The following is a 26,060-nucleotide window of genomic DNA, read 5'->3' on the forward strand; positions in this document are numbered from 1 at the left end:
AAATAGTCTTTTTCAGAATTCAATAAACTAGGCCTTGACCAAGGCCTTCAAAATTTTCTGAGCGGTATTGCTCAATTTACCCGGAGTCTTGGGTCCACTCTGATTCGTGATAATGGAAATGCCCAAATCATATTTTGGAAAAATGAACAACCAATTTTGCATTCCAGTAGTACCGCCATGATGGTTATACGAACGACCGTATTTATCTCCCCAGACCCGCCATAGATAGCCCACCTTTAAAAGTTCTTCACCTTCAAAAAGCACACGTTGACTTTCTTGAACAGTGGCATTATTTTGGTCTAATTGTAAGGCAATGAATTTTAGCATGTCAACTATGGTTGACTTTGCTCCACTTCCTGTGGCCCATAGGGTGTTCAACTGATTTGGCGATAGACTTGTATTGGTTTTCCAATAACCTTGGGTGAGGTTATCCAATTTAGTTGTTGGTAAGTGGATACCTGTATTTTCCATTTGGTTCGGTGTGAACAGATTTTCTTTTAATAGGGAATCAATATCCTTGTCATAGACCTGTTCCAAAATATGACCCAATAGGTCAACACCAGCGTTGGAGTAATTGTAAGTAGTGCCAGGTTTTTCAACAAGTTGAATTGATTTTAAATCTTCAAAAAACCGGGTTTTGTCGTATTGTTTTTCCAGTTCGAAATATTGGGTGGGTACATCGTCATTCAAGTTTTCAAAAAGCGGTCCCATAGCCTTGGGCAAGAAGGTTGGTAATCCAGAAGTATGGGTCAAGAGATGTTGAATGGTAATAGGGTCGCCTTGATAGGATAGATTTTGATAGTCACCTTCGAGATAGTTTTGTACAGTATCTGATAGTTGTAGCTTACCGTCTAAAACGGCCTTGGCCACGAGAAAGCCTGTCATGGGTTTGGTGACCGAACCGATCTCGTAAATTGTTTCATCTGTAGGGGTATCACCTTGGCCTTTATGCAATTCGCCAAAATGTTGGGTGTATATTTCACCCTTCTGGTAAATTCCGATCGTGGCTGAGCTAATGCTTTTGTCCTTTACAAATACCTTTCCGTATTTGGTGAGGATTGCATTCACGGTTTCATCCGTTCCTCGGTTTTGACAGAATGCAGTTTGTAAAAAAGTGAAAAGGAAAAAGAAGGAGGCTACGGTTTTAGTTCGCATTGTTAAGTTTTGGAGTTTCAAATCAAAAACCAAATCAAGACGATGCAGAATCGAAAATTTATGCTACAACCGGATTTGGAGTCTCACGAAAGTAAAAACAAAAGTGCGTATAACCAGAGTTAACCGGAATACGCACTAATCGAATTTAAGCAGAAATTCACTGCTGTTGAAGGGCTTATTTTTGCATCACTACAAAGTCTTGGGCAACAGCCCATTTGTTTGCAGTTTTTACCAAGGAATAGAAGTTCTTTAAGGTCGGTTTGCCAGGGCTTGTTAGTGTTACTTTGACCGTTGCCATGTTCTCTCCGATGGTGTCGATGGCGTGAATTTCTACAGTTCGTGGATATCCACCGAACTTCTTTTGGTCAATAAACTTTACATAAGTCTCTCTATTAAGAATACTTGTTTGGTCTTTGGTGGCGTCGAAGAGCAAGACCCTAAAATCCGTATGCAGGTAGTCTCGCAGTTGTTCTGCATTGTTGGTATCGCCTGCTTCTAAATAGTGGCCTAGCGCTGTCTTAATTTCATTTTCCATAGGGTTTTGTGCTTTTGTTGTACAGGAGACCAAGAATACGGTCAAAACGATAATTGGGTACTTCATTTGTTTACGATTTAAATAAAAGTTAGCTAGACAACTATATGTCTAAATTTTTTAGTTTTCGATATTTTCGGTCACACGTTTTAAGACGTCGATGGTAGTGGATAGTTCTTCATTTTTTAGTCCCTTAAGTCCTTTAAATCGAATTTCTTCAATTAAGGGCATCAATCGGGTCATCCATTCATTTCCTTTTTCTGAAAGGGAAATGTCAAAGGCCCTAGAATCAAGATTTGAACGCATTTTTTTAATGACTCCTTTATTTTCTAAACTGCGAATCATTTTAGAAATCGTGGGCTTATCTTTTACCAACAAAGCTCCAATCTGTGATTGATTGATGCTTTGGTGTTCATGTACCACCTTTAGTACCAACCATTGCTCTACGGTAATGCCCAATTGGTTTTGGTCCATAATCTCCTGCCCAAACTTTCGAATCTTTCTGGCCGCCAATTCTATTTCAAAATAGAGTACGTGTTTTTCCACAATTCAAAGCTACATAATAAAAGTTAGCTAGACAACTAAAATTTATTCTCCTCTTTTGACCAACGATACTATCGCTTTTCTTGGAACTGTATTTGGGATTTGGAATTTTAAAACTGTAGGAAGATATTTTTTTTGCCTGAAATAAGTGGAGCTTAAGAAAATTCAGCCCGAATTGTCATCGGGCTGATTCTATATTCTACTGCTGCACCATGCCCAAATTGCTATTGACCCATACCAGTTCTTTGGTTTCAACACTGGTCTTTTTCCAATTGCTGGCATCATCAAAATATTCGCCCACTTCTTTTTTGTACCGAATCTTTCCGGCAATTCCGTATTCATCTTCTGGAAAAATCAACTCTTCCCATACATAAGAAGTGCCATGGTCCAATATCTGTGAAAGTCGTGCCACATGGTATAAGCGCCCTTTTTGTTGAAAGAGGTAAATACCACCTCCTTCTTTTGCACCGTCTTTAGCTAAATAGTCCACATATAGGATTCCCTCAATATCGGGCAGCCCTTTTGATCCCATTTTGGTCAAATGAAATTGACCATTGCCCAAGCGCGTGGCCTTTTCAGTAAAACTGCCGTCTTCATTCAAACTGCGGATCAACAAATAATCAACACCATCGGTTCTACTTCTACCGAATAAATGAACCGTATTGTGAATTGATTTTTTCTCTAAGGCCAGTAGCCCCCCGAGCACATACCCCTCTTTTCCCATAAAATTGACCTTGTAAAAATGGTGGTCAACACCTTTGTAGCGCCATGAATTTTCATGCTTTTCCTTGACAATCAAATGTGTGCCAATGGGCAGGGTTTTGAGCACTTTGCTCTCAGTTGAAGGTGCTTCACGCAAATGAACATGGTCTCCAAAAAGGTAAACAACTTGCCCGGGTTCAAAACCACAATCGTCAAAAACGCAATGCGGCTTTTCTTGGGCGTTGGTAAACAAACAGATGGCTAGTAAGGTAAGGATTGATAACATCTGTCTTGTTTTCATCAGTAATGATTTTAATTATTAAAAGAACGTTGACCTATTTAAAGGTCTATTTGAACCGGGTTCAATTTATCTACGCTAACTGGTTGGGCAGAAGCCCATATCATCGATGAATCTGGAGATTTTTGGGTTCAACTACGGCATTTACAAAATCCTTAACAGGGTTATTGGGCTTGAATGTGCTATCGATTTTTTACTCCTTTTCTTTTCTTGGAAGCATGGGTGGTAATTTTTCCCCACCCAAAAAGTGAAGGTGCAAATGAAAAACCGATTGCCCGGCATCTTCATTAATATTCATGGCCAATCGGTATCCCGTTTCTGCAATATTGAACTGCTTTGCTAGTTTTTTGGCCACTAAAAAAAGCTTACCCATGACCAAGGCGTCTTCTTCTTCCAAATCATTGACGGTGTGGATTTCCTTTTTTGGTACAATCAGATAATGAACCTTCGCTTGTGGTCGAAGAGGCAAAAAGGCTATGACATCCTCGTCTTCATAAACAATAGTGGCTGGTGCTTCGCGATTAACAATTTTGGTAAAGACCGAACCAGCTGCTATTTTTTCAGCCTTTTGTTTTTGGTAGGCTTCGCTTTGGGCATTCATGTTTAATAGTACCAAACTACAAATGCTAACTAAGACTATTTTCATGACCTTTTATTTTAGGGTTTCAAAAACAGAAGTACTTATCCAATATATATCCTGCTTGCTGGTGTAAAACAAGTAATTACCATCAGCGGTAACAAACGGGCATAGTTCATGGCCTTCCGAATTTATCTTTTCACCCATGTTGACCGAAGTTGACCAGCTGCCATCGGTTTGTTTAAAACTGATGTACAGGTCGCCACGACCCATTCCTTCGTTACGTTGGGCGCAGAAAATGAGATATTGTTCGTTGGGATTAACGAATACGTCGGCTTCATAGGCTTCTGTATTTATGGCTTCCCCTAATTTGACTGCCTTTTGGAATTCACCATCAACATACTTGGAAAAGTAGATGTCATGATGGGATTGATTTTTATCTGAAGCGAAATACATCGTACCCTCATTCGTGAAGGAGATGTAGTATTCCTCCTTTTCAGAATTGATGTTGGGTCCAGCATTGATGGGTTGAGACCAGCCATTACCTTCTTTTTCTATATACCAAATGTCGATATCCTTAGCTTCCCCTTGGCCATCTATAGTTCGGTTCGAAATAAAGTACAATCGTTTTTCATCAGGCGATAAAAAAGGGTCGTTATAGCCATAGCGTTCGTGGGCCAATAGAGTAAAAGGTTTTGACCATTCTTCGCCTTCCAACCGAGAATACCGAATCTCATTACCGTTACCAGTATCGACTCCATAATAGAATTCGGTGCCGGCTTTATTGAACACGGAACCGAACTCATATTCTTCGGTCGAAATAAAATTGGGTGCGAATACTTTGGCGGTACTACCTGGCGGTTCTTGTCCAAGATACGGGCCTTTTGCAACTATTTTGCGCACCAATTCAGGTTTTGCACCATTGGCTTTGAGCCAATCTGTAATAGAATCAGCCTGAATGCGCATAGCGATTTCCAATGGGGTGCTGCCCTTAGAATTGGTGACATCCAGGTCAATGCCAGATACGGTTAAATTTTGGACAAAATTTAGGTCACGGTTTAAGATTGCCTTTTCAAATAGTAAACCACCATAGGTGGGTTTCCAACTGGTATCAGGAAGCAGTTCCACCAAACGGTTAAAAAGTACTTCATTTTGAAATCGCACAGCCATATAAAGTGGAGTTGCTCCTTCGTTATCTTCTAAATTGAGGTCGATGCCCTTGTTGACCAAATGTTCGAACATTTCATTTTTACCGCAGCCTACGGCCCAATGTAATAGTGAACGTCCCCGTTGGTCTTGAGTATTAATATCATTCGTTATCAACAAACTATCTAACCGAGCAATATTGCCTTGGCAAGCAGTGCGATAGATGGTTTGAGAATTTGCTGTGTATAAACCAGCGAGAAACAGGCAAACCAATGCAGTAGTTTTCATGGGTGATTGATGATTTTGATTGATGTGGAATTGTACTTAAAAGTACGAATTAGCCAGAATTCCTTGAAAATAAATGGTAAAGGCCAAAAATTGGACCCAAGACCAAAAAAGTATATACCCAAATGGAGGTTGAGTATTGGGTTAGAAAACTTAGAAACTGTATACTGATAATGGTTATCGTGTAGCCCAGACAATTTACTATGGTCAGGGCGGTACCCTTGAACTCTGGAATGGCATTTTGGGCTACCATTGTGGAAAATAGGGGGGAGTCTGCAATGACAACCATTCCCCAGAACACCAGAAAAGCTATATACAAGGTTTGATTACCCAAAAGGAAGAACAGGGGTAAAAGCAGGCAGCAAATTCCTGAAAGCAGGAGTGCAGAACGGGCCACAAGTTTTGGTCCTCGATTTGTTGACATATAGCCAGCAACAACACAGGCCAAACCGCCAACACCTATTATTACAAAAGACCATAGTGGGATATTGATTTTTGTGGCGTGTGTTACTGAAAAGGTCTGGAGCAGGAATGGGGTAAAGGCCCAAAAAGTATAGAGTTCCCACATATGACCGAAATATCCGAATGCAGCCGTTTTAAATTTTCGATTTTGGAATACCTTAAAAAAAGCGTTTAACTGAAGTTTTTGGCTCCGCTTTCTAAACGGTCCGTTGGGAACCATTGCCCAAAGTACTAATCCACCAAAAAACGCCAAAACAGAAGTAACTGAAATAACGCTTTGCCATGACAAACTTTCATCAAAATTTTTCAATAAATGAGGAAAGGAAGTGCCAACAACCAGTGCACCTACTAAATAGCCCAATGAAGTACCTAAACCCTTATCGTAATAATCTGCGGCAATTTTCATACCCACAGGATAAATACCCGCTAAGAAAAAACCAGTGAGATAACGAAACACGAGCAAAGTGCCAATGGTGTTGTCTGGCCATAACAACGCAGCATTGCACAATGCACCAAACAAGGCACAAATAAAAAAAACTCTAGAGGGTGAAAATCTATCGGTTATGGTCATGATTGCGAAAAGGAGAGTGCCCGAAATAAAACCAAATTGCACGGCGGAGGTTAGGTTGCCAATTGCCGCGTCACTTAACCCGAAATTAGCCACCAAATCTAGCATAACGGCGTTGCTGGCAAACCAAAGTGAGGTACAGCAAAATTGTGCCAACACAATGATGGGTAAGATGTGTTTTGGTGTTTTCATGAAAAAGAAAGATAGTACAAGTTGAATTCTAAACCGATAAGCGCCAAGGTGGATTTAGTCGGTTCTCACCTGCGTGATAAAAAATCAGTTGATTGCCATCAGGATCTTTTAAACGCGCCTCACGCCAAAGCCAAGGTTTGTCGTTAGGCATTTCATCGAATTGAACTCCTTTTTCGACCAAAGTCTTTACATCTTTATCAAGGTTTTCAAATTCGAAATAGACGATTACTCCTACTCCAACAGGTAGTTTTTCTACCAAGTGTACCGAAAAGGTAGTGTTTCCATTGGGGCAAACAAATCGTGCATAATGGGGTAATGCCTCAACAATTAGTTGCAACCCCAATTTCTTATAGAATGAGATGGACGCCGGAATATTCAATGAAGGTATGGTTACTTGATTAAGTAGCATTGATTTTTAATTTTAGTCGCCTTGCATGGCCTAACTTCATAAAAACGAAGATACCGATACCCCTTAAAAGCAAAAAGCCCCGGCAATTGCCGGGGCTTTTAATCAACAAAAAACACTACCCTCGTCTACCATCCTTCTGCATTTTCTTTTTGCCTTGCATATGCCGCATTAGGTTTAGTTTCTTCCATTGGGCATATTGCTCATCTGAAAGAATATCCTTCATCTGAGCCTGAATAGCTAGTTTGCGATCCAACATCGCATTTTGGCGTTCAAAAACTTCTTCAGCGGTGGGCTTTTTAAAAGTGCCTTCTTCCTTTTTTGCTTTGCGCTCCGCCATTTTTTGTTTTTTCAATTTCGCATTCTCTAAGTGAATCACCTGCACTTGTTCTAGTTGTTTGTCGTTTAGATCAAGGGCTAATGCCATTTTTTTACTTTGTAGGGTCGCCATTTGTTCAACGGTCAAATCAGCTTTGATTTGTCTTCTGTGTTCTTGATGACCTCCGCGTTGAGAAAACCCCATTGTTGTGGTCAAAATGACCAATGCTACTACTAAATTCTTCATGATTTTAATTTTAATGTTTGCCCTTTTGACATAACTGGGTCAAAATGGTTTAAAACCAAAATCAATTTTAGATTGAATTTAACAGGGTGTGTTAATCAGGGTAGTTGCTTTGTAGCAATTCGTCCTCCTCTAGGCTTTCTGCGTCTTCGGTTTCTAAATCGACTACTTCTGAAGGATTAAACTGTTCTTTGAAGTTCTCTTGTTGCTCGAATTGGTAGTAAACAATTGCGGCAATTACAAAACAGGAGAAAAAAATTAGGCTTCTAATCTTGTAGGCTTTCATATACTTGGGATTTGGGATTACTAAGATAAAAAAACTTAAAACGCACTTTTTTGATTAGTTGTGAAATGCGTAAATGTGTAGGTGAAAGGAAGGCTTTTAACAAAAAAAGGGATGAACTGCACGTTCATCCCTTTAAATTTTTATTAGTTAAGCTAATTAACTTGGGTCAAGAATCATATCAATGCGTTCGAGAGCATCTTGTAGATGGTATCGGCTCATAGTATCCGAAATTCTTGAAAGCCCGTTTCTAATATCACGTTTTAAGTTGTTTAACTCAGCCCTCGCTACTGAACGGATATCCGATTGGCTGGTGTTTACTACTGTAGATTTACGATAGCCTCCAAAATCAGGTAACTTTCTTTGGTTTTCTGCAGTCATTAAATATCCTAAACGATCGATATGGGCCTTTTGTAAATTACGTCTGTAGGTGTCTATTGAACGTCCGCTTCTTGTCTCGGACCAAATACCACGTCGCAAATCTGTCATTATCTCATTGATTTTGTAAGCGTCTTTACCATTTAGGGTTTCATTTTCAATGGATCTTGCCAGTTTGCCAAGACTTAATATGGTATTCAAAGTTCTTTCCTGCATGTTTCGAATACGCTCTACAGAACCTGAATACTCTACACGACTGAAAATATCTTTGTCCAACATCCATTCGGGTGTTTCAAACAGTTGCTTATGTAGAAACTGCAAGCACTCTTTTTGGTGTGCTTTTGGCACGTGGGTATAAACCGCTCCTTCTTGGTCGGCGGTTTTGTAGTGTTCATAAACACCACCAATATTGTTGGCAACATGACCCATATATCTTCTGTATTGGCTAACAACTTGGCCGTACATGGTTTTTAAATCATCATAATCTTGGCCATCTTCTGTAGTCCAATCCATCAATTTGGGTACAATTCGTTTAAGGTTGGCAATGCCATATTCGCTGGCTTTAATTGCATTATCTCCTAGATCTTCTGTTTGTGAGCTGGGGTCATGTATGTCACCAACTTGTTGGTGTCCAAAACGGTACATGGGGTCACCTGCATGTTTCAGGATCCATTCATTCAAAATTGGTTTTTCATCCTCAGCACTCTTGTCTAAAATTGGTCTGTACCCCCATTTTATAGCATGTTTATCGTAAACACCAATATTAGGCATCAAGGCAACATCGCCATCACCTGGTTGGGCAACATAATTAAAACGGGCATAGTCCATTATTGAGGGTGCTGTCCCAAATTTTTTGGTAAAACTGGGAGAACGAAGGGAGTCGACTGGGTAGGCAACGCTACTGCCCATGTTGTGCGGCAGTCCTAAAGTATGGCCAACTTCATGGGCGGAGACAAACCTGATTAAACGTCCCATGATTTCTTTTTTAAATTCCGTACCCTGTGCCTCAGGATTAATGGCTGCTGTCTGAACAAAAAACCAGTTTCGCAATAAGCTCATAACATTATGATACCAATTGATATCAGATTCCAAAATTTCACCACTTCTTGGGTCGCTCACATGAGGTCCGTTTGCGTTCGGAATTGGCGATGCCAAATAACGTACCACAGAATACCGAACATCTTCGGGTGACCACTCTGGGTCTTCCTCAGGTGTCGGTGGGTCTTTGGCAATAATTGCATTTTTGAAACCGGCTTCTTCAAAGGCAACCTGCCAATCTTCAATACCTTGTTTTATATAAGGTCTCCATGATTCGGGGGTGGCTCTATCTATATAGTATACAATCTGCTTTTTTGGCTCAACCAATTCACCAGCCTTGAATTTTTCAATATCCTCGTCTTTGACCTCCAAACGCCATCTATCTAAATAGGTAACTGTTTTACTCTTTTGCGCGTCCAACCCATAATCGACTTGACCACGCGCAAACCAACCAACACGCTCGTCAAAATAGCGACGCTTCATTTGTTCCTTGGGGAGTAAAATCATTGAGTTGTTAATTTCTATGGAAATGGAACCTAAACTTTGATTACTTGGCGCTGATTTGGCCGCATAGGTCTTCACATGTCTCGCTTCAACATTTAGAGGGTAACTTTTAATGGATTCAATATAGCTACGATCCCCATCCATACGACTAACCTTATACCTTGTTCTATAAAAACTTGGCATTCCCAAGGCGTTAACATCTTTGGTAAACAATGGATCTACTTGAATCACAGTTGCAGGATTCAACGAATCTTTTTTATTGAAGGCCTTAATATCAAATGAGAACAGTACCGGTTCGAAATTTGAGTTTACTACTGCTTCATGAATTGGAAGGGAATCTGCCGCATAGTTTTGGTATGATACCACGCGCAGAAGCACCTTTTCTGGTTTTTTCTCCCATCGCAACACTTGGGTATTTATTTTGCCACCTCCAAAACCAATTCCAGTGGCGGTTTTTGAAATTCGACTTACCATCAACATTTCCCTGTTGAAGAGTGAATCAGGAATTTCATAAAAGTGTTTACTATCTACTTTATGTACATGAAAAAGACCTTCGTCGGTCTTCGCATCCTTTGTGATTACCTTATCATAAGGTTTGATTTTCTCATCTTTTTTTGGCTTCTTTTGAGCCGGTGCCTCTGTTTTTTTCTTTTTCTTTTTGAAGAGCTGGGCATCAGCATTTTGGTAGGAAATCATTGCAAAACATAAGAAAAGGGTTTTGCAAAGTAATCTTAGAGTCATTTTTCGCATCATTTTTTGTTAGTCGATTCTATCAAAGAACCAAAAAATCACCCAATCAAACTGTTAAAATGGTGCTAATCAAAAAAATATTTTTAATAATGCCCAACCATCGGGACTCCTGAATTTTACTAAAGGTTCGGCTTGTATCGCCCAGTATAGTTGCGATAAGAGAATATTAGCTAATTGTTAAAAAAGTTGAATTTGTGTAACATTTTGAAAATTGCCTAGTCTTATAAGCATATAACATCAATCATCAAATCAATCAAAAAAATGAACAAGTTATTAGTTATTTATGGTAGTGTTCTTATAAGTGGAACAGCCATAGCAGAAGATCAAAAAAGTACGGTTTACGAGCCTTTAGTACAAAACAGCACAACCAGCCGTAGCTTTGAGAACAAATTAAGTCTATTAAGTTTTAATGTAGACCAATTAACCAGCGTAAGCGGTGTGTATGGAGATTCGGTAGAATCTGAAGTTGAAATGGATTTAGAAGATTCCAGTGTTTTATATGATTCATATTTAGACACTAGTAACGAAGAAAACGATGCCATTTTTGATTTTGATTCCGATATAACAGCCGAACTAGAAAGTGAAATTAATTTAGGTTTTGATACCGCTGATTATTTGCCAGCAGATTTTGATGCCTATAGCGCACCTGCTGATATTCACTCCATCGACTTTATTGAAGACGAAGAAATTGAACTTGGATTTAACACCGAAGATTATCTTCCTTCAGATTTCAATCCTTACGAAGTGTACTTCAATGTTCATGAGGTAGAATTTATTGAAGAAGTATTTGAATTGGGTTACAACCACAAATTAGACTTAATGGAAAATTTTGATCCGTACAGCGAAGTAGTTGATATTCACTCTATCGATTTCATCGAAGACGAAGAAATAGAATTGGGATTTGATACGAGACCGTATCTTCCAGAAGGTTTTGACCCTTATGCAAGGTCAAACTAGGTAGGATGTTTTCATTTTATCAAATTTTTGAGTTAGTTAGTTGGAAAAAGGCTCCTTTTTAAGGAGCCTTTTTTAATTGCAGTATAATATTGGCCCCAAAGGTTACATTGAGCCCTATTCGGGTACCCGCCCGCTCATAGGTGTTGTCAAAGGCAGCAACAATATCAACAGGGTAAGGACCTTCATTTTCAATTGAGTCGGATGGTCTGGGGTTAATAATATTTTCAAACTTGTTATCCCGTATTCTAACCCCAACCCCAGCATAGGCATTTATTCCAAAACTATTCTTTAAACGTGCCAAAATCCCAAATTTGGCATTCAGTGCAATTTTGTTTCTTTCGTAATCTGCCTGGTCAAATTGCAAGTAGGTTTGATTGTCCGGTTCATAAAACTCGTTTATTCTGGTTTCCACATGATTTAAGTAATGCACTTCAAGTGAAACATATTCACTTAAGGTTCTGGAAGATTCGAAGAATTTATAAAACTCTAAGCCTATTTCTTTCAACTTGTAATCGTTTTTCGGAAAATCTGAGTCCTTAAAAAAAGCGAGGCCTTCACTGCCATAACCTACATCAATACCAATTGAATAGTCTTGATCGATTTGCTTTATGAAGCCTAGGGTAAATCTTGGTACAGAAAAGTCTATTGGTTTTAAAAGGTGTGTAGTTAAAAAATCGCCTTCCAGTTTCTGACCGTTCACTTTTGATAGACTCAAAAGCGAAATGACGACTACGGCGATTTTTATATGGGGTTTCATACAATATTTTATTTGGGGCTTTATTAATCCGAAGATGCTAAAATACCCTGATAGTAGGGCAGTTAACAAAAAAATAACATAGATTTTCGATAAAGTGCAGGCTTAATATTTTCAGTTCAAACCTTGTCAATACGCTAACAAATGAATCTAAAATTTTCATTCCTTTCAAGAAATCGATAATTCCCTTAGCAATCTATTTTCGTGGTCATTTTTAGAATCTGTTAAGGCTGTCATAAGGTATACTAACGACTGATTTTAACAGTTTTACCTTTGAAATAAAATTCAAAAGACGAAAGAAATTATGAAGTATAAAATGTATCTGTCGACCGTTTTTATGGCATTTCTTTTATTGCCATTATTAAGCGCAAAGACAAATGAAATAGAATCTGTTGATGAATTCGATATCAGTTCTGTCGAATTCATTGAATTTGAAGATGGAATTAATTTGGGGTTCGATAGCTCTAGATATCTTCCAAAAGACTTTGACCCTTACACCAGTATAATTCAAATAGAATCAATTGATTTTATCGAAAATGAAGAAGTCCATTTAGACTTTAACACTGAAGATTATCTACCTGAAGGTTTTAACGCGTATAAAGAGTAATGGTACTACTATAGGATTTAAAAAAGCCCTTGCCTTGTGTAAGGGCTTTTTTGCATTAGAAAGGCCTATTCAATAGGCCTGCAGCTAAGTCCAACGAAAGACAAATGACCGTTCATCGATAGGTCGGAAACCGTTTATCGATGGTACCACAATTTTTTAGAGCGACACATCTCAAAACACTTGTTTCACCACTAAAATTTGTCTGTCTGCCACAAAGTTGCTTTTTTCGTAATCAGATTATCCCAAATCTTACAACTATGATTCTACCTAAGAAACTGAACTTGCTATTCTGCGCAGTAATTTTAACTGCCAATTCAACCTTCGCCCAAGAAGAGGTAAGCCAACGCGAAGTAATCGCACTCCTTGAATTACACTCACGTACCAACGGTCATGAATGGACACATAAATGGGATATGGATAAACCCATTTCTACATGGCATGGTGTTAGAGTAAAGGACGGTAAGGTTGTTGTACTTGACTTATCAGACAACAATCTGAAAGGAAACTTGCCATTAACGGTTGGTAACCTAACCAATCTTGAATATTTAGATTTATCAGATAATGAATTAAGCGGGAGGATGCCGCGTGAACTTCGCAAATTTGATGACCTAAAATATTTGGATTTAAGTGGAAATGAATTCAAAGGGAAATTGCCTATTACTTTGAATCGCATGTCTGATTTGGTGTATTTGGATTTTGGAGGGAACAATTTTGATGGTGACCTGCCTAGTTCACTAACCGAGTTAAGTAATCTTAATGCTTTGGTTTTGGCAGATAACAATTTCTCAGGTGGTATGCCAGAAGGCATGGAAAACCTAAAGAAATTGGAAAAACTATACATTTCAAAAAACAACTTTGACAACTTGGACAACCTTATGACATTGTCACAACAGCAGTTGGTGTTGATTGATGTCAATGTAAATGAAAAAGACTTTAAGGCAATCGACTTTTCAAAGCCAACAGAGGGTATGGCCGAATTGAAATTTGAAGACCACGAATAGACAATAAAAATATATTGAATTTAAAAGTCGGCAATTGCCGACTTTTTTATTTAAAAGAGAAGGGGAATAACAAATTGGAATACCAATATCAACAGGGCCACTGAAATTAGGTTAAGTACAACTCCTACCCTGGCCATTTGAGGTACTTTAACATAACCACTCGCAAAAACAATGGCATTTGGTGGCGTAGCCATCGGTAACATAAAAGCACAACTGCTGGCCATGGTAACTGGAATGAGCAAATAAAGTATCGGGATTTCTAAACCAATGGCAATACCTGCAACCACTGGGGCCAATACGGCAACTAAGGCCACATTGCTCATCAATTCCGTCATAAAGAGCATTAAAAGAATAAGAAGCGAGGCTGTCAATAGAATACTAATATCACTTTGGGCAATACCATTGGCAACTAAATCAACAATACCACTTACTGACATTCCCTTAGCTAAGGCCAACCCACCCCCAAATAGAATGAGAATACCCCATGCCAGTTTTGAGGTGTCTTTCCATTCAATGATAAAATCTCCTTTCTTGATGTTGTACGGAATTGCGAAAAGTGAAATTGCTGCAAATATGCTGATCATGGTATCCGACAAACCAAGACCAGGAAACAATTTGTTTATCAGCGTTCTAAAAATCCATAGAAATACAGTAACTCCAAAAATGATCAAGACCATTTTTTCCTTGCCAGAGGTCGGTCCTAATTTTTGAAGTTCTGTTTGAATGACCTCTTTCGATGCATTGAACTGAAGGTTTTTATTGGGGAACATCCATTTGACCAATACTAGGTAGATGATGGTAATGAGTAGGGCAGAGAAGGGTAGTCCCATAACCATCCATTTTAAAAAGGAAATTTGAATGTTATATTCATTTTCCAGTAGTCCAATCATAACAGAGTTCGGAGGTGTGCCAATCACAGTCGCAATACCTCCCGCATTGGCAGAGAATGCAATACCCAGCATAACGCTTAATGCAAAGTTTTGGTCGTCTTTTGTAAACCCATCTGCATCATCAATCAATAATCCGATGACCGATAGGGCTATTGGTAACATTACCACTGTGCTAGCGGTATTACTGATCCACATGCTCAGGGAAGCTGTTGCAATCATAAAACCCAGGACAACTTTGTTTGGGGTGGTTCCTGTTAGACGAATAATGTTTAAAGCAATTCTACGGTGCAAATTGACTTTCTCTAAAGCTAAAGCCATTACGAAGCCTCCAAAAAAGAGAAACACGATCGGGCTGCCATAATTGGCACCAACATCGGCTATGGGCAAGATTTTTAATAGTGGAAAAAGGAGCAACGGCAATAGGGCCGTAACGGAAATGGAGACCGCCTCTGTAATCCACCAAAAAAGCATCCAAAGGGCAACCGCAATAACGGCATCACCTTTTTCTGATAACAAAACAAAAGGCAGATTAAGGAATAAAAGAAAAATTGCCGGACCGGTAATCAGTCCAAAGATTTTTGATTTGGTCATGTGGAAAGCTACAATTTTCTATCGAAAAAATCAGCAGTGGCCTCAAAAGCGCGTAACCAATTGTCATGTAGCAAAAAACCATGAACCTCATCTGGAAATATCAGTTGCTCAAAGTAAACATCCAATTCTCGCAACTTGTTTGCTTTTACCACTGTTTCGTTGAAGGGAACATTGCGGTCATCATCACCATGAATCAACAAAACGGGAGATTTCCAACCATTCATAAAAAACACTGGGGAGGATTCATAGGCTAGTTTAGCGAATTCAGGCATCTCCAATTTATTATAACTGGGTATAAATCCTTTAATAATAGCATTCCAATCGTACACCCCGTGAATATCAACCCCTGCTTTAAAGATGTCGGAATTACGAGATAGGCCAAGTGCAGTTAAATAACCGCCGTATGAACCTCCATAAAGGCCAATTCTATTTGAATCAACATTTTGATGATTTTTCAAAAATGTTGCTGCCACAAGAACATCGTTATATTCGCTAGCTCCACCCGCTCCATAATTTAAGGCTTCTCTGAACTCCATTCCGTATCCAATACCACTTCTATAATTTACACTGAGCACGATATAACCTTTTGAAGCCAAATACTGGTTCATAGCATAAAAATTATGGTAATACCCCCTGTGATGAAAACCAAGCATCATCTGCCTTCTGGATCCACCATGAAAAAATAGAATAGCCGGTTTCTCTTCATTCGTATTTAAATTCTTGGGAAGGAACAACTGCCCATGAATTTTTATACCGTCCTTTGAGGTCATTATCACCTGTTCAGGCTCAATCAAAGAACTATTGGGGTAATCGATTTCAGGTGTAATTGTTCTTAGATTTCTGCTATCAATTTTTTTTACATCTGCAGGATTGGTTCCTGTAGAACCTAAACAAAAATAATTTCCGTCGCCATCAATTATCGGAGACCATTCCACCCCATTTCCACTGGTCAATTGGGATAATTGGTCAGAATATTGCCAGATATGTTGCCGGTCGATATCACCTTGATTTGAATTGAAAATCAGCTGCTTTTTATCAGGATTTTGTGAAACGTACTGTACTTCTAAATTTCCTGGTGTAATCGAAGTAGCTTTTCCACCAACGGCAGGAATGGAATAGAGTTGTGTCCAACCTTCTTTTTCCCAAGGGAAAACTATTTCATTATTCGCGGTCCAAAACAATTGATTGGTCGCAGCAATATTTCTAAAGACACTACCATTTCCTTTGTCGGCTGTAAAAATGGTCTTGGTTTCTGAAGTGGTTAAGTCTGAAACGAGAATGGAAAAAGGCTGTCCTTCCCTTTTGGGTATAAATATGATTGGCTTTTCATAGGCCTGACGTAAAAAAGCCACTTTTTGGCCATCTGTCGACCACACAGGATTGGAATCAAGATCAATGCTTGGGCTCAACAATTGCAGCGCTTTGGTTTCAAGATCAAAGACACCGATGTAACTATGGTCGCCCCTGCCATTCACAAAGGCCATTTGGGATTGGTCCGGAGACACTTTAATATTGGAAACAGAACCTCGGATGGAAAATAAAGAAGTGTCATTTTCACCTTGCAGGTTCATCATCCATGCCCCTCCCTTTTTAAGGTAAATGATGTTCTTGCCACTTATTTGCGGCGTATGGCCCATACCCAGTTCTTGTATGGATTTTGACGCAAGTTCAATTCTATGGATTTGCCTTTTAAATCCTTCAGGATTTGAAGTGGGATTGGGGAACTCACCACTTCTATTAGGTGCTCCACCCCGAACGTAAACCATTGAAGTTAAATCGTCTGTAAAGTTTAGATTGCTTATTTCTTGCCCATCATCATCTACATAATTTGTCAGCTGTATGGGTGTATAGTCAGGGGCCAATGCATAATGAATGTTACGCACACCTTCTTTGTTCTCGACCCACGCAATTGCTCCTTGGTTTTTGGAGGCGGTCAGCTCTGATGGAAAAGAATACGAAATCAAGTCGCGCAGGCTAGCCTCTTGGGAATGTAAGCTGGTTGCAATAAAAAGTAAAAAGAATAGTGCTATTGGTCTCATGCTTAATCGTATTTATGGATTTAAATAGTCTTAAAGTTTTTCATTTAAAATCGCCACCATGGTTTTTATACCATCACGATAGTTGCCTAATCGAATATTTTCATTGGGACTATGTTGATTGTTATCCCTATTGACCGTAGGAACGGTCACTGCAGGAATATCCAATGTAGTTACGAAAGGGGAAATAGGTATGGAACCGCCACTCATTCGAATCATGATAGGTTCTTCACCGAATGTTTTTTTCAAGGCTCTTCGCAACCAAAGACCAACATCAGAGTCAAAATCCGTTCTAAATGATTGATATGATATTTCATGTTGAAAAGTTGCGATTTTGCTATTGGTAAGCCGTTGTCCTTTTCTAGGAACCGAATCCAATACTAAATAGCCTTGGTCTTGAATATGGTTTTTTACCAAAGAAATTAAGCGTTCAGGGTCGGTTTCTTTGACCAATCTAATATCAATCTCTGCCCTTGCCCAAGCCGGAATGATAGTACGTACCTCTTCATCAATCCATGCCGATTGCATACCTCGAATGTTCAATGATGGATATTGAATAGCTTCTTGATAATAGCTTCCCACTTGATCCGTTTCTGCTATTTGAAGCCTATCCTTAATCTGGGCCTCATTATCAGGAACGGCTTTGAGAATTTTTTCAACTTCAGAAGAAATACTTACCCCATCATAAAAACCAGGAATCGTAACACGACCTTCATCGTCTTTCATTGAGGCCAAAAGTTTACTCAATCTTAAAGCTGGATTTGGGGCATAGTTGCCAAAATGTCCGCTGTGTTGGGCGACTAAGGGCCCATATGTTGTTAGTTGTATTGTTGCAATACCACGAGCTCCAAAAGTTAGCGTTGGCCTATTGGTTATATGCCTTGGACCATCGAAAATAATGAGCATGTCCGCTTTTAAAAGGTCTTTGTTTTTTTTAACGGCCTCCGGTAAGTTTGGTGAACCCATTTCTTCCTCAAAATCCATGATGATTTTAAGATTGTAGTTGGGCTCAATACCTTCTTTTTCGGCAATATCCATTGCAGTCAAAAACATGCCGACGGGGCCTTTGGCGTCACTGGCGGCACGAACGAATATCCGCCAATCATCTTCATAGTTTTGGATGGATTCCCATGGAATTTCTTCCCAAAGACCATTGTCGCCTTTTCTTTTCAACGCAGGTTTGAATGGGTGTTCTTGAAACCATCTGGTGGAATCTACTGGTTGCCCATCAAGTTGTAGATAGACCAATACTGTTTTTTTCTTGCCATAATCTCGTTCAGCTAATAATAAAGGGGCCCTTTTGGTTTCAATGCGGCTTGTTTTGAAACCTCTTTTTGAAAAGGAAGACTCGCACCATTGAACATTTTTCTCTATGTCTTCTAGGTAAAAGGCGTCATTGGGAATGCTGTACAATTCCCGCAACATAGGGAATGAAGCCTTCGTATATTGTTCCAAGATTGCTTCTGAGACCGGGAATTTCTGCCCGTAAGCCTCAAGTGCGAAGGTCAAAATAAGAAGACATATTATGGGTGCTCTAGAATGAATCATCGTATTGGTATTGCGGATGATTCTAAGCTAGGGGTTTTGCTTCTAAAATAAAAGTCTTACTAAAGTTTAGAAGCAGGTTAAATCTACGCTGTGAATACTATTTCAAGCGTAACTGCCCATTTCGTACCCGTTGGGGGTGATTACCGACAGGTATCTCTGCCACTATTTTACCGGAGGCATAGTCAACTACCGAGACTTTGTCCAGACCACTAATCGATACGTAAGCCCTAGTGCCATCTTTGCTTGAGGTAGCCCAATAGGGTTTCGCCTCTTTTGGGTCATCTGAAAGTTTTATGGTGTGGTATTTAAAGGTTTCTCGGTCAACGATGGCAATATATCCATCCATGGTACCGGCTACACAAAGTGTTTTATCATCGCCACTGATTGATATACCATGATGTGCCGAATTTAAAAGATGGTCACCTGGTGACATGTCTTTATTGGCTTCAGGGACGGGCAAATCCAATTTTCTGGTGATTTTATCATTTTCAATATCGTATTCAAAAAGACCATGGAAAAGTGAAATTTGTAGGTATGCAAATTTTTCATCTTTGGTAATGGCCATGGGGCGAATGGCGCGCTCCATCCATTCAAAACCAAATTCTTCTAACCGGTCCTTCATATCTACCCTACGAATTATCTCATAGTTCTCGGCATCAACGATTTGAAACCAACGATCACCTTTTAAAAAATCCAGCATAGGTGATGATATAAACGTTTTTCCAATGCTTGCGTGGTAGATTCGCTTACCATCTTCTGAATACGTATTTTCATGGGGTTGATCTCCAGATTCAAAACCACCAACAATCTTGCCTGTGGTAACATCGATGGCATGCACTTTTCTAGCGGTTGAAGCAGAAACCAAAAAAGTGTTTCCATCTGGTGATATGGCCGAGTGATCCGAACGAAGCCCCTCAATAGGGGTGCGCCAGGCGATTTCACCAGAGTTAACATCAATGGCCACAACATCAGCAAAACTGGGCCTTGAGGCATAGATAAATCTACCATCATTAGAGGTGAACATATCATCAACCAATTGATCGTTGCCCTCGCCGATGTACTCCCGTATAAAACCAGAGGCAAGCCTTCTCTTCAAACCTGAATAGATTTCTTCAAACCGTTCCTCCCGGTCAGGCATCGCACTTATCTTCTTTATAATTTCAAAGGTGTTGGGGTCAAAAATCGTAAGAACTCCATCCCAGTTATTACCCGCAACTACGACATCCCTTAATGGAATGCTATCATGAATCGTAGCCGCATTGTTTTCAGGATTAAGAGGGAATGAAGGATATTCACGGTCTGGTCGTTGACCTAAATTATACAGATGGATGCTCAAAAGTACCAGCCCAATGACCAATACCCCTAGGATTATTTTTTTTCGCATTTGTTTAAGTAGCTATTGAGTTGTCCTAAATATAGGTCAAATCAACGCTACGAACAATCCTTCATCTGTTTTGTTCACTGCTGTTATTTTGTTCTTGTTCAGCGATTTGATTGTTTTGTCCCATTTTTTATTGGACAGACCGCTTTGTGCTTTCAATTCATTCAAAGGCATTTTGGTTTCCTTTTTAAGGAGTTCCAAAACCAATTTTTCCTCTTCGGTCAATTCCACCTGCTTTTTCTCAGGACGCATTTGTGGGAAGAACAACACCTCTTGTATACTCGAATTGTTGGTCATGAGCATAACCAAACGGTCTATACCTATGCCTATACCTGATGTAGGAGGCATACCGTATTCCAAGGCTCGTAAAAAGTCTTGGTCGATAAACATGGCCTCATCATCCCCCTTTTCAGAAAGTTTGAGTTGCTCTTCGAAACGTTCACGCTGGTCAATTGGGTCATTAAGCTCTGAATAGGCATTTGCGAGTTCCTTACCATTGACCATTAATTCAAAACGTTCAGTAAGGCCTGGTTTGCTTCGGTGTGCTTTGGTCAAAGGGCTCATCTCTTTTGGATAATCGGTAATGAAAGTTGGCTGCACATAGAAATGTTCACATTTTTCTCCGAAAATTTCATCAATCAATTTTCCAACACCCATGGTCTCATCAACTTCAAGACCCAAACCTTTGGCAGTCTCTCGAAGTTCGTCTTCACCCATACCCGTTACATCAATACCGGTATGTGTTTTGATGGCTTCCAAAATGGGCACACGCGGATATGGCGCCTTAAATTCAATCTCGTTTTCCCCAACAGTGATTTTGGTTCCTCCTGTGGCATCATTGGCTACTTTTTCAAGCAATTGCTCTGTGGTGTCCATCATCCAATTGTAGTCTTTGTATGAAACGTAAAGCTCCATTACCGTAAACTCTGGATTATGGGTACGGTCCATGCCCTCATTTCTAAAGTCTTTTGAGAATTCGTATACCCCGTCAAATCCACCAACAATCAATCTTTTTAAGTACAACTCGTTCGCAATTCGCAAATACAAAGGAATATTTAACGCATTGTGATGTGTCAAAAAGGGGCGTGCGGCAGCACCACCAGGAATGGGTTGTAGAATAGGTGTTTCAACCTCTAAATAGCCCTTTGCATTATAAAACTCACGGATGCTATTGGTGATTTTTGTACGCTTGATAAAGGTCTCCTTTACCTTCGGATTCACAACCAAATCCACATAACGCTGACGGTATCTTAATTCAGGGTCATTGAACTCATCGTAGGTGTTTCCGTCTGCATCAACCTTAGGTAAGGGCAATGGTTTAAGGGATTTACTCAATAAGGTGAAGTTTTTCACCATTACGGTTTTCTCACCTACTTGTGTCGTGAACAATTCCCCTTCAACACCAATAAAATCTCCAATGTCCAACAGTTTTTTGTAGACCTCATTGTATTGGGTTTTATCTTCTTCTGGACAGATTTCGTCACGGTTAAAATAGACTTGAATACGCCCTTGACTGTCTTGTAATTCAGCAAATGAAGCTTTCCCTTGAATACGGCGAGACATTAATCGACCAGCAATGACCACCTTTTTTCCCTCTTCGTAGGACTCCTTGATGCTTTTTGAAGTATTGTCAACTGGATATAAGGCTGCAGGATAGGGGTCAATACCCATCTCGCGTAGTTTTGTCAATTTATCCCTTCGTACTATTTCTTGCTCGGAAAGCTGCATTGGTATAAAAAATTAAAGCGCAAAATTACACTTTTGCGCTTTAATTGAAACTACCTAATTAAGGGACTATTTTGTCTTTTGGGCGTAGTTTGGTGTGTATTGCTGTCCGCCAATGATTGCCACGAAATCTTGTTCTAAATTATTACGAGGGCTTTCTACCAATCGATTGACTTCCTTGCCATCTTTCAGAAATAGTAAAGTTGGAACGCGCTTGATATTAAGCCCCCATTCTTCGCCACCTGGACTCTTTTTGTAGAATTCTTTACGGCGGTCAACCGCTACTATCTTGAGTTGTTCCATGGGAAAATCGGCTTCTGCTAAAATCCTAACAATTCGTGGTACTTCGCGCTTGCTATCACCGCACCAAGTCCCCATAAACAACAATAAATTGTATTCTTTGAGTTTAGTCGAAAAGGATTGAATGGAATTGACGTCAACTTGGTAATTGGTAAAATTCTGGTCAAACCAACTTTGATATGGGGCTTTTTTTAGGTCATCAATACTGATTTGCCCAATCAAAAATTTCCGACCATTGTCCAAAGTGATTTCATCTTTGATTTGTGATTGAAGCAGTATTCCTGAAAAAAGGGCGATTGATAATAGTATATTCTTCATGATTTTATTTTTTCCCGAAAATCATGAGAATCGGTCTTTGGCCCTATAAATCAAGGTTTGAAATGGGGTCTAGACCCCGGGTGGATTTTAAAATTTGGATTGCAGTTCGGTACGTGAAGAAACACCTAGTTTTTTATAAATGTTGTTCACATGGGTTTTTACCGTGCTGTGGCTAATAAATAGTTCGGTGGCAATTTCTTTATTGGTTTTACCTGATTTTATGGCTTCAGTGATTTTCTGCTCTTGTGGTGTTAAGGTGGCAAAACCCTTGTTGCTTTTTCGTTTTTTGAGAATGTAAAAAGCACCGATAATGAACATTATCAGTATTATAAGGGAGACGATAATGTTTGAATTAAAAGCAAAACTATTTTCATCGGATTCAATCAAATTTTCGTCAGCATGTAATTCCTTCCTGTACTGTTCAGTGAATTTGGAATCTGGATACGTCTCTAATAAACTGTTTTGTAAATCGTTATAAAAAGTACTTGTGCTTAAAGACTCCAAATAATGATTGTAGGTTTCGTTTTTCCGGTCCGATAAAAACTCATAAACACTCAGTTCAACCAATGGTTCGTTTGTGCTATTTGCAAATTCTTGAAACTTTTTGAACCAATTATCATAGTGAATGGAACTAGCCGTTTTTGAATGGTGACCAATAAAATCGACTATCATTTCCTCCTTTAAAGATTCCATTTCCAATAATAAACCGGAAGCGTCATTTGACGAACTAACCTCGCAGAAGGCCTGACCTGATAGGAGTGGAATTGAGATGGTATCGTTGTTGTTTGCAATAAACAAAAGGCTTTCCGTTGTACTGCATTCGCGTAAGAAGTGATTTTTTCCATTTAAACCTTCTTCGCAACCGTCGACATGAATTCGGTAAATACGATTTTGTGCAGGCAATGAATTTCCCTCAAAGGAAAAAAAACCTAGCGAGTCAGCGACTGTAGTTTGAAAAACTTGGTTGAGATATACTCTGGAAGTCTTTCGATAGTCTTCAACCAGCGATAAGTAGACGTTTTGGTTTATATAATTTTCAGCTACTTGACCGCTAAAGTGGTATTGCCCTTGAAGCGTGTAAGCAGCGAGAATAGCAACCAACGTAAAAAACGGCTTCATTAAACTGATTTTCACTGTAACAAGTTAGTGTTTTTTGCGTCCCATAGGTACATCAATCAAAATCACATGAGTTTTTTACGCGTTCTTTTGGCCATAATTTTTCCGCCACTTTCAGTCATCGGAAAAGGTTGTGGTTCTTTTCTTATTGTTCTACTTTTAACCCTTTGTGGCTGGGTACCAGGCGTTATTGCCGCACTGGTCATTTTGAACAATCCAAATTAGAGCTAAAATGAAAAATTTAAGGGTCTTTTTGTCCATTTTAACGATAGGACTAATTACAGCATGCAATTTTACCGAAGAATTATTTATTGAGGATGACGGTTCAGGTCGAATAAATATTCACTTTGATGGTAACGAGCTTATGGCTGGTATAGCTTCGATGAGTCCAGATAGTACTCAGAAGGAAGAAGTAGTAGATACTACCTTGGTATTCAAAGACCTTTTGGAAGAAAAGAAGGATAGTATCGCTCTATTATCCCCTGAGGAACAAGAAAAATTAAAGAAATTGGAACCCTTCACCATGAAAATGGTCATGGATAGTAAGGAGCAAAAAATGCAGTTTGATTTATTCAGTGAGTTTAAGAATGTTAGTGAAGTAAATAATGCATTTAATGCCTTTCAAGACGCTTCTTCTGTTGGTCCGCAGCCAGGAGGTAGTGCACCATCGCAACAAGGACCACCGAGTATGCCCACTGAGGTCATTTATGGTTTTGATGGCAATACATTTTCTAGGAGCACCAAAATTTTTGATGAGACCCTCTTTGCACAAAGTGTAGACAGTCTTCAAAGTGCTGAAATGTTTTTGTCGGGTTCAACATATACATTTAAATATCACTTTCCAAGACGTGTGAAATCGACCAACGCAGAAGGAGCTACTTTTTCTATGGATGGTAAGACCATGATATATGAAGTAAACTTCTTGCAAATGATGAAAGACCCAGAATCAATCAACATCGAGGTAGAACTTGAAGACTGAGCTTTCCGTTGTAATTTTGTAGGATGAACAAAAAAGTCCTATTAAAAGATTTAGGTAATAAAGACTATAAAGAGACTTGGGATTTTCAAGAAACCCTTTTTAAGGAAATTGTCGATTTAAAAATTCGAAATAGGAGGGAAGCGGCCGGAATCGAAACCCCTAATCATTTTTTGATTGTAGAGCACCCTCATGTGTATACATTAGGCAAGAGTGGTGACATTTCCAATCTTTTGGTAGATGAAAAAGTGCTTGAAGAGAAAGGTGCTACCTTTTATAAAATTAATCGTGGCGGTGATATCACATATCACGGTCCTGGACAAATCGTAGGGTACCCAATTTTAGATTTGGATAACTTCTTCACAGATATTCATAAGTACCTCCGTCTTTTGGAAGAAATGGTCATATTAACTTTAGCCGAATATGGGCTAAAAGCAGAACGCTCAAAAGGGGAAACCGGTGTTTGGCTTGACGTAGGCACTCCCTTTGCACGAAAAATCTGTGCTATGGGCGTACGTGCTAGCCGCTGGGTGACCATGCATGGTTTTGCCTTGAACGTAAATGCTGATTTGGGCTATTTTGATTTGATGATTCCCTGTGGCATTAAGGACAAAGCAGTAACCTCATTAAATGTGGAACTGGGCAAACCAGAAATTGATATGGATGAGGTAAAACAAAAACTCCTCAGACATTTTGAGGAGCTTTTTGAAGCAGAACTTGTTAAAGAAAAAACCCCGGCCTAGGCCAGGGTTTAAATAAATTGGTTTGGTTGTTATTTTTGAAAGGACGCCAGCTCCATTCGGCTATCCAATTTCCCTTTTTTATTATAGGTTTCTTGCTTTACAATACCAACATCTTTCGCTAACCAAATCTTATCTGTAAATGTCATTTTGGCCATCATTGCTTTAGTGCTTATTGTTGCTGTGAGCACATAACAATCAAAAGTTCCTGCTGGCGTGCTCACCGATTCTTTGGCAACAACTTTTCTATCTGTCGTTCTAACCTCTGTATTCATTTTTATTCCACTCATACTCATTGCCATAATTATTTCAGCATCATCTAAATTTTGACCCACTGTCAATTCGTTCGGTATGACCACATTAACCCCTGAGATATCAACTTCTGCGTTCATTTGATCCATTTGTGTTTGCAATTGCGGAGATATCATACTATTGAAATCTATGGAAATACCATCGCCTGTGCAGGTGACGTCGTATTCAAGTTCCATTTGTTCTTTAGGTTTGTCACCGCCTACTTTCACACTTAGAGTTGCCACGGTGTTACCACCACTATTGTCGACATTGATTACTTCATACTCAGTGGTTCCACTTATTTTGTCTTTTTTGTCATAAATATTATAGCTAAAAGAAGCACCTTCTGTCATTGGGTAAAACGTACTGCAATTATCTTGTGCCTTACTGGATATTAAGACTACGAGTGATATTATCAGTGTTAATAGTTTAGTTCTCATATAAGTAT

General features: G+C 39.3%; 26 protein-coding genes. 6 read left to right on the top strand and 20 right to left on the bottom strand.

Going from position 1 to position 26,060, the window contains the following annotated elements:
* Positions 1-27: 27 nt before the first annotated feature.
* The 11 genes from HCU67_RS07690 to HCU67_RS07740 all read right to left on the bottom strand — a co-directional run bounded on the left by HCU67_RS07690 (position 28) and on the right by HCU67_RS07740 (position 10,327).
* The gene (locus HCU67_RS07690; protein ID WP_168551974.1) at positions 28-1,155 is read right to left on the bottom strand and encodes a serine hydrolase domain-containing protein; all 1,128 of its coding nucleotides are present in this window, start codon (positions 1,153-1,155) and stop codon (positions 28-30) included.
* 175 nt (positions 1,156-1,330) lie between these two features.
* A complete protein-coding gene (locus HCU67_RS07695) occupies positions 1,331-1,756 on the bottom strand; it encodes a nuclear transport factor 2 family protein (protein ID WP_168551975.1) in 426 nt (141 codons plus the stop codon).
* A gap of 51 nt (positions 1,757-1,807) precedes the next feature.
* Complete coding sequence (locus tag HCU67_RS07700) at positions 1,808-2,233, bottom strand: transcriptional regulator, SarA/Rot family (protein WP_168551976.1); 426 nt, start codon at positions 2,231-2,233, stop codon at positions 1,808-1,810.
* 196 nt (positions 2,234-2,429) lie between these two features.
* A complete protein-coding gene (locus tag HCU67_RS07705) occupies positions 2,430-3,233 on the bottom strand; it encodes an SH3 domain-containing protein (RefSeq protein ID WP_168551977.1) in 804 nt (267 codons plus the stop codon).
* Positions 3,234-3,423: 190 nt separating this feature from the next.
* Positions 3,424-3,876 (bottom strand): histidine triad nucleotide-binding protein, encoded by a 453-nt coding sequence (locus HCU67_RS07710; protein ID WP_210423646.1) that lies wholly within the window; start codon positions 3,874-3,876, stop codon positions 3,424-3,426.
* A gap of 6 nt (positions 3,877-3,882) precedes the next feature.
* The gene (locus HCU67_RS07715) at positions 3,883-5,241 is read right to left on the bottom strand and encodes an ankyrin repeat domain-containing protein (RefSeq protein WP_168551978.1); all 1,359 of its coding nucleotides are present in this window, start codon (positions 5,239-5,241) and stop codon (positions 3,883-3,885) included.
* 49 nt (positions 5,242-5,290) lie between these two features.
* Positions 5,291-6,460 carry an MFS transporter gene (locus HCU67_RS07720; protein ID WP_168551979.1) on the bottom strand — a complete coding sequence of 390 codons (1,170 nt, stop codon included), beginning with the start codon at positions 6,458-6,460 and terminating at the stop codon, positions 5,291-5,293.
* Between the two features lie 28 nt (positions 6,461-6,488).
* Positions 6,489-6,869 carry a VOC family protein gene (locus HCU67_RS07725; RefSeq protein WP_168551980.1) on the bottom strand — a complete coding sequence of 127 codons (381 nt, stop codon included), beginning with the start codon at positions 6,867-6,869 and terminating at the stop codon, positions 6,489-6,491.
* A 115-nt stretch (positions 6,870-6,984) separates the two neighbouring features.
* Complete coding sequence (locus tag HCU67_RS07730; RefSeq protein WP_168551981.1) at positions 6,985-7,431, bottom strand: hypothetical protein; 447 nt, start codon at positions 7,429-7,431, stop codon at positions 6,985-6,987.
* Between the two features lie 91 nt (positions 7,432-7,522).
* On the bottom strand, positions 7,523-7,714 hold the full coding sequence (locus HCU67_RS07735; protein ID WP_168551982.1) for a hypothetical protein: 192 nt from the start codon (positions 7,712-7,714) through the stop codon (positions 7,523-7,525).
* 156 nt (positions 7,715-7,870) lie between these two features.
* The gene (locus HCU67_RS07740) at positions 7,871-10,327 is read right to left on the bottom strand and encodes a zinc-dependent metalloprotease (protein ID WP_246865717.1); all 2,457 of its coding nucleotides are present in this window, start codon (positions 10,325-10,327) and stop codon (positions 7,871-7,873) included.
* A 315-nt stretch (positions 10,328-10,642) separates the two neighbouring features.
* Here HCU67_RS07740 and HCU67_RS07745 point away from each other — a divergent pair, with 315 nt between their 5' ends.
* Positions 10,643-11,338, top strand: a complete 696-nt coding sequence (locus HCU67_RS07745) for a hypothetical protein (protein ID WP_168551984.1) — start codon at positions 10,643-10,645, stop codon at positions 11,336-11,338.
* Positions 11,339-11,396: 58 nt separating this feature from the next.
* Here the strand turns inward: HCU67_RS07745 and HCU67_RS07750 are convergent, their stop codons facing one another.
* Complete coding sequence (locus HCU67_RS07750) at positions 11,397-12,095, bottom strand: hypothetical protein (protein ID WP_168551985.1); 699 nt, start codon at positions 12,093-12,095, stop codon at positions 11,397-11,399.
* 301 nt (positions 12,096-12,396) lie between these two features.
* Between HCU67_RS07750 and HCU67_RS07755 the strand changes: the two genes are divergently transcribed.
* Positions 12,397-12,699 carry a hypothetical protein gene (locus tag HCU67_RS07755; RefSeq protein WP_168551986.1) on the top strand — a complete coding sequence of 101 codons (303 nt, stop codon included), beginning with the start codon at positions 12,397-12,399 and terminating at the stop codon, positions 12,697-12,699.
* Positions 12,700-12,956: 257 nt separating this feature from the next.
* Positions 12,957-13,700, top strand: a complete 744-nt coding sequence (locus tag HCU67_RS07760) for a hypothetical protein (protein ID WP_168551987.1) — start codon at positions 12,957-12,959, stop codon at positions 13,698-13,700.
* 50 nt (positions 13,701-13,750) lie between these two features.
* Here HCU67_RS07760 and HCU67_RS07765 read toward each other — a convergent pair whose 3' ends face one another.
* The 7 genes from HCU67_RS07765 to HCU67_RS07795 all read right to left on the bottom strand — a co-directional run bounded on the left by HCU67_RS07765 (position 13,751) and on the right by HCU67_RS07795 (position 23,608).
* Entirely contained in the window at positions 13,751-15,181 is a 1,431-nt protein-coding gene (locus HCU67_RS07765; protein ID WP_168551988.1) for an SLC13 family permease, read from the bottom strand.
* Positions 15,182-15,189: 8 nt separating this feature from the next.
* On the bottom strand, positions 15,190-17,220 hold the full coding sequence (locus HCU67_RS07770) for a S9 family peptidase (protein ID WP_168551989.1): 2,031 nt from the start codon (positions 17,218-17,220) through the stop codon (positions 15,190-15,192).
* 30 nt (positions 17,221-17,250) lie between these two features.
* Positions 17,251-18,765, bottom strand: a complete 1,515-nt coding sequence (locus tag HCU67_RS07775; RefSeq protein WP_168551990.1) for a M20/M25/M40 family metallo-hydrolase — start codon at positions 18,763-18,765, stop codon at positions 17,251-17,253.
* Between the two features lie 97 nt (positions 18,766-18,862).
* Entirely contained in the window at positions 18,863-20,149 is a 1,287-nt protein-coding gene (locus HCU67_RS07780; RefSeq protein WP_168551991.1) for a YncE family protein, read from the bottom strand.
* 36 nt (positions 20,150-20,185) lie between these two features.
* On the bottom strand, positions 20,186-21,874 hold the full coding sequence (gene lysS / locus HCU67_RS07785; RefSeq protein ID WP_168551992.1) for a lysine--tRNA ligase: 1,689 nt from the start codon (positions 21,872-21,874) through the stop codon (positions 20,186-20,188).
* Between the two features lie 66 nt (positions 21,875-21,940).
* Positions 21,941-22,489, bottom strand: coding sequence for a thioredoxin family protein (locus HCU67_RS07790; protein ID WP_168551993.1), 549 nt, complete (start codon positions 22,487-22,489; stop codon positions 21,941-21,943).
* Between the two features lie 87 nt (positions 22,490-22,576).
* Positions 22,577-23,608 (bottom strand): response regulator transcription factor, encoded by a 1,032-nt coding sequence (locus HCU67_RS07795; RefSeq protein WP_168551994.1) that lies wholly within the window; start codon positions 23,606-23,608, stop codon positions 22,577-22,579.
* Between the two features lie 66 nt (positions 23,609-23,674).
* Here HCU67_RS07795 and HCU67_RS07800 point away from each other — a divergent pair, with 66 nt between their 5' ends.
* From HCU67_RS07800 to lipB, 3 genes are read left to right on the top strand one after another with little or no spacing between them, the layout of a single operon-like run.
* A complete protein-coding gene (locus tag HCU67_RS07800) occupies positions 23,675-23,830 on the top strand; it encodes a YqaE/Pmp3 family membrane protein (protein WP_138660057.1) in 156 nt (51 codons plus the stop codon).
* Positions 23,831-23,837: 7 nt separating this feature from the next.
* Positions 23,838-24,584, top strand: coding sequence for a BAR domain-containing protein (locus HCU67_RS07805; RefSeq protein WP_168551995.1), 747 nt, complete (start codon positions 23,838-23,840; stop codon positions 24,582-24,584).
* A gap of 23 nt (positions 24,585-24,607) precedes the next feature.
* Positions 24,608-25,324, top strand: coding sequence for a lipoyl(octanoyl) transferase LipB (gene lipB / locus HCU67_RS07810; protein WP_168551996.1), 717 nt, complete (start codon positions 24,608-24,610; stop codon positions 25,322-25,324).
* Positions 25,325-25,353: 29 nt separating this feature from the next.
* Here lipB and HCU67_RS07815 read toward each other — a convergent pair whose 3' ends face one another.
* Positions 25,354-26,052: a TapB family protein gene (locus tag HCU67_RS07815; protein WP_168551997.1), complete on the bottom strand. Its 699-nt coding sequence runs from the start codon at positions 26,050-26,052 to the stop codon at positions 25,354-25,356.
* Positions 26,053-26,060: the final 8 nt, after the last annotated feature.

It is taken from the genome of Croceivirga thetidis, from assembly GCF_012272815.1.
GTDB lineage: Bacteria > Bacteroidota > Bacteroidia > Flavobacteriales > Flavobacteriaceae > Croceivirga > Croceivirga thetidis.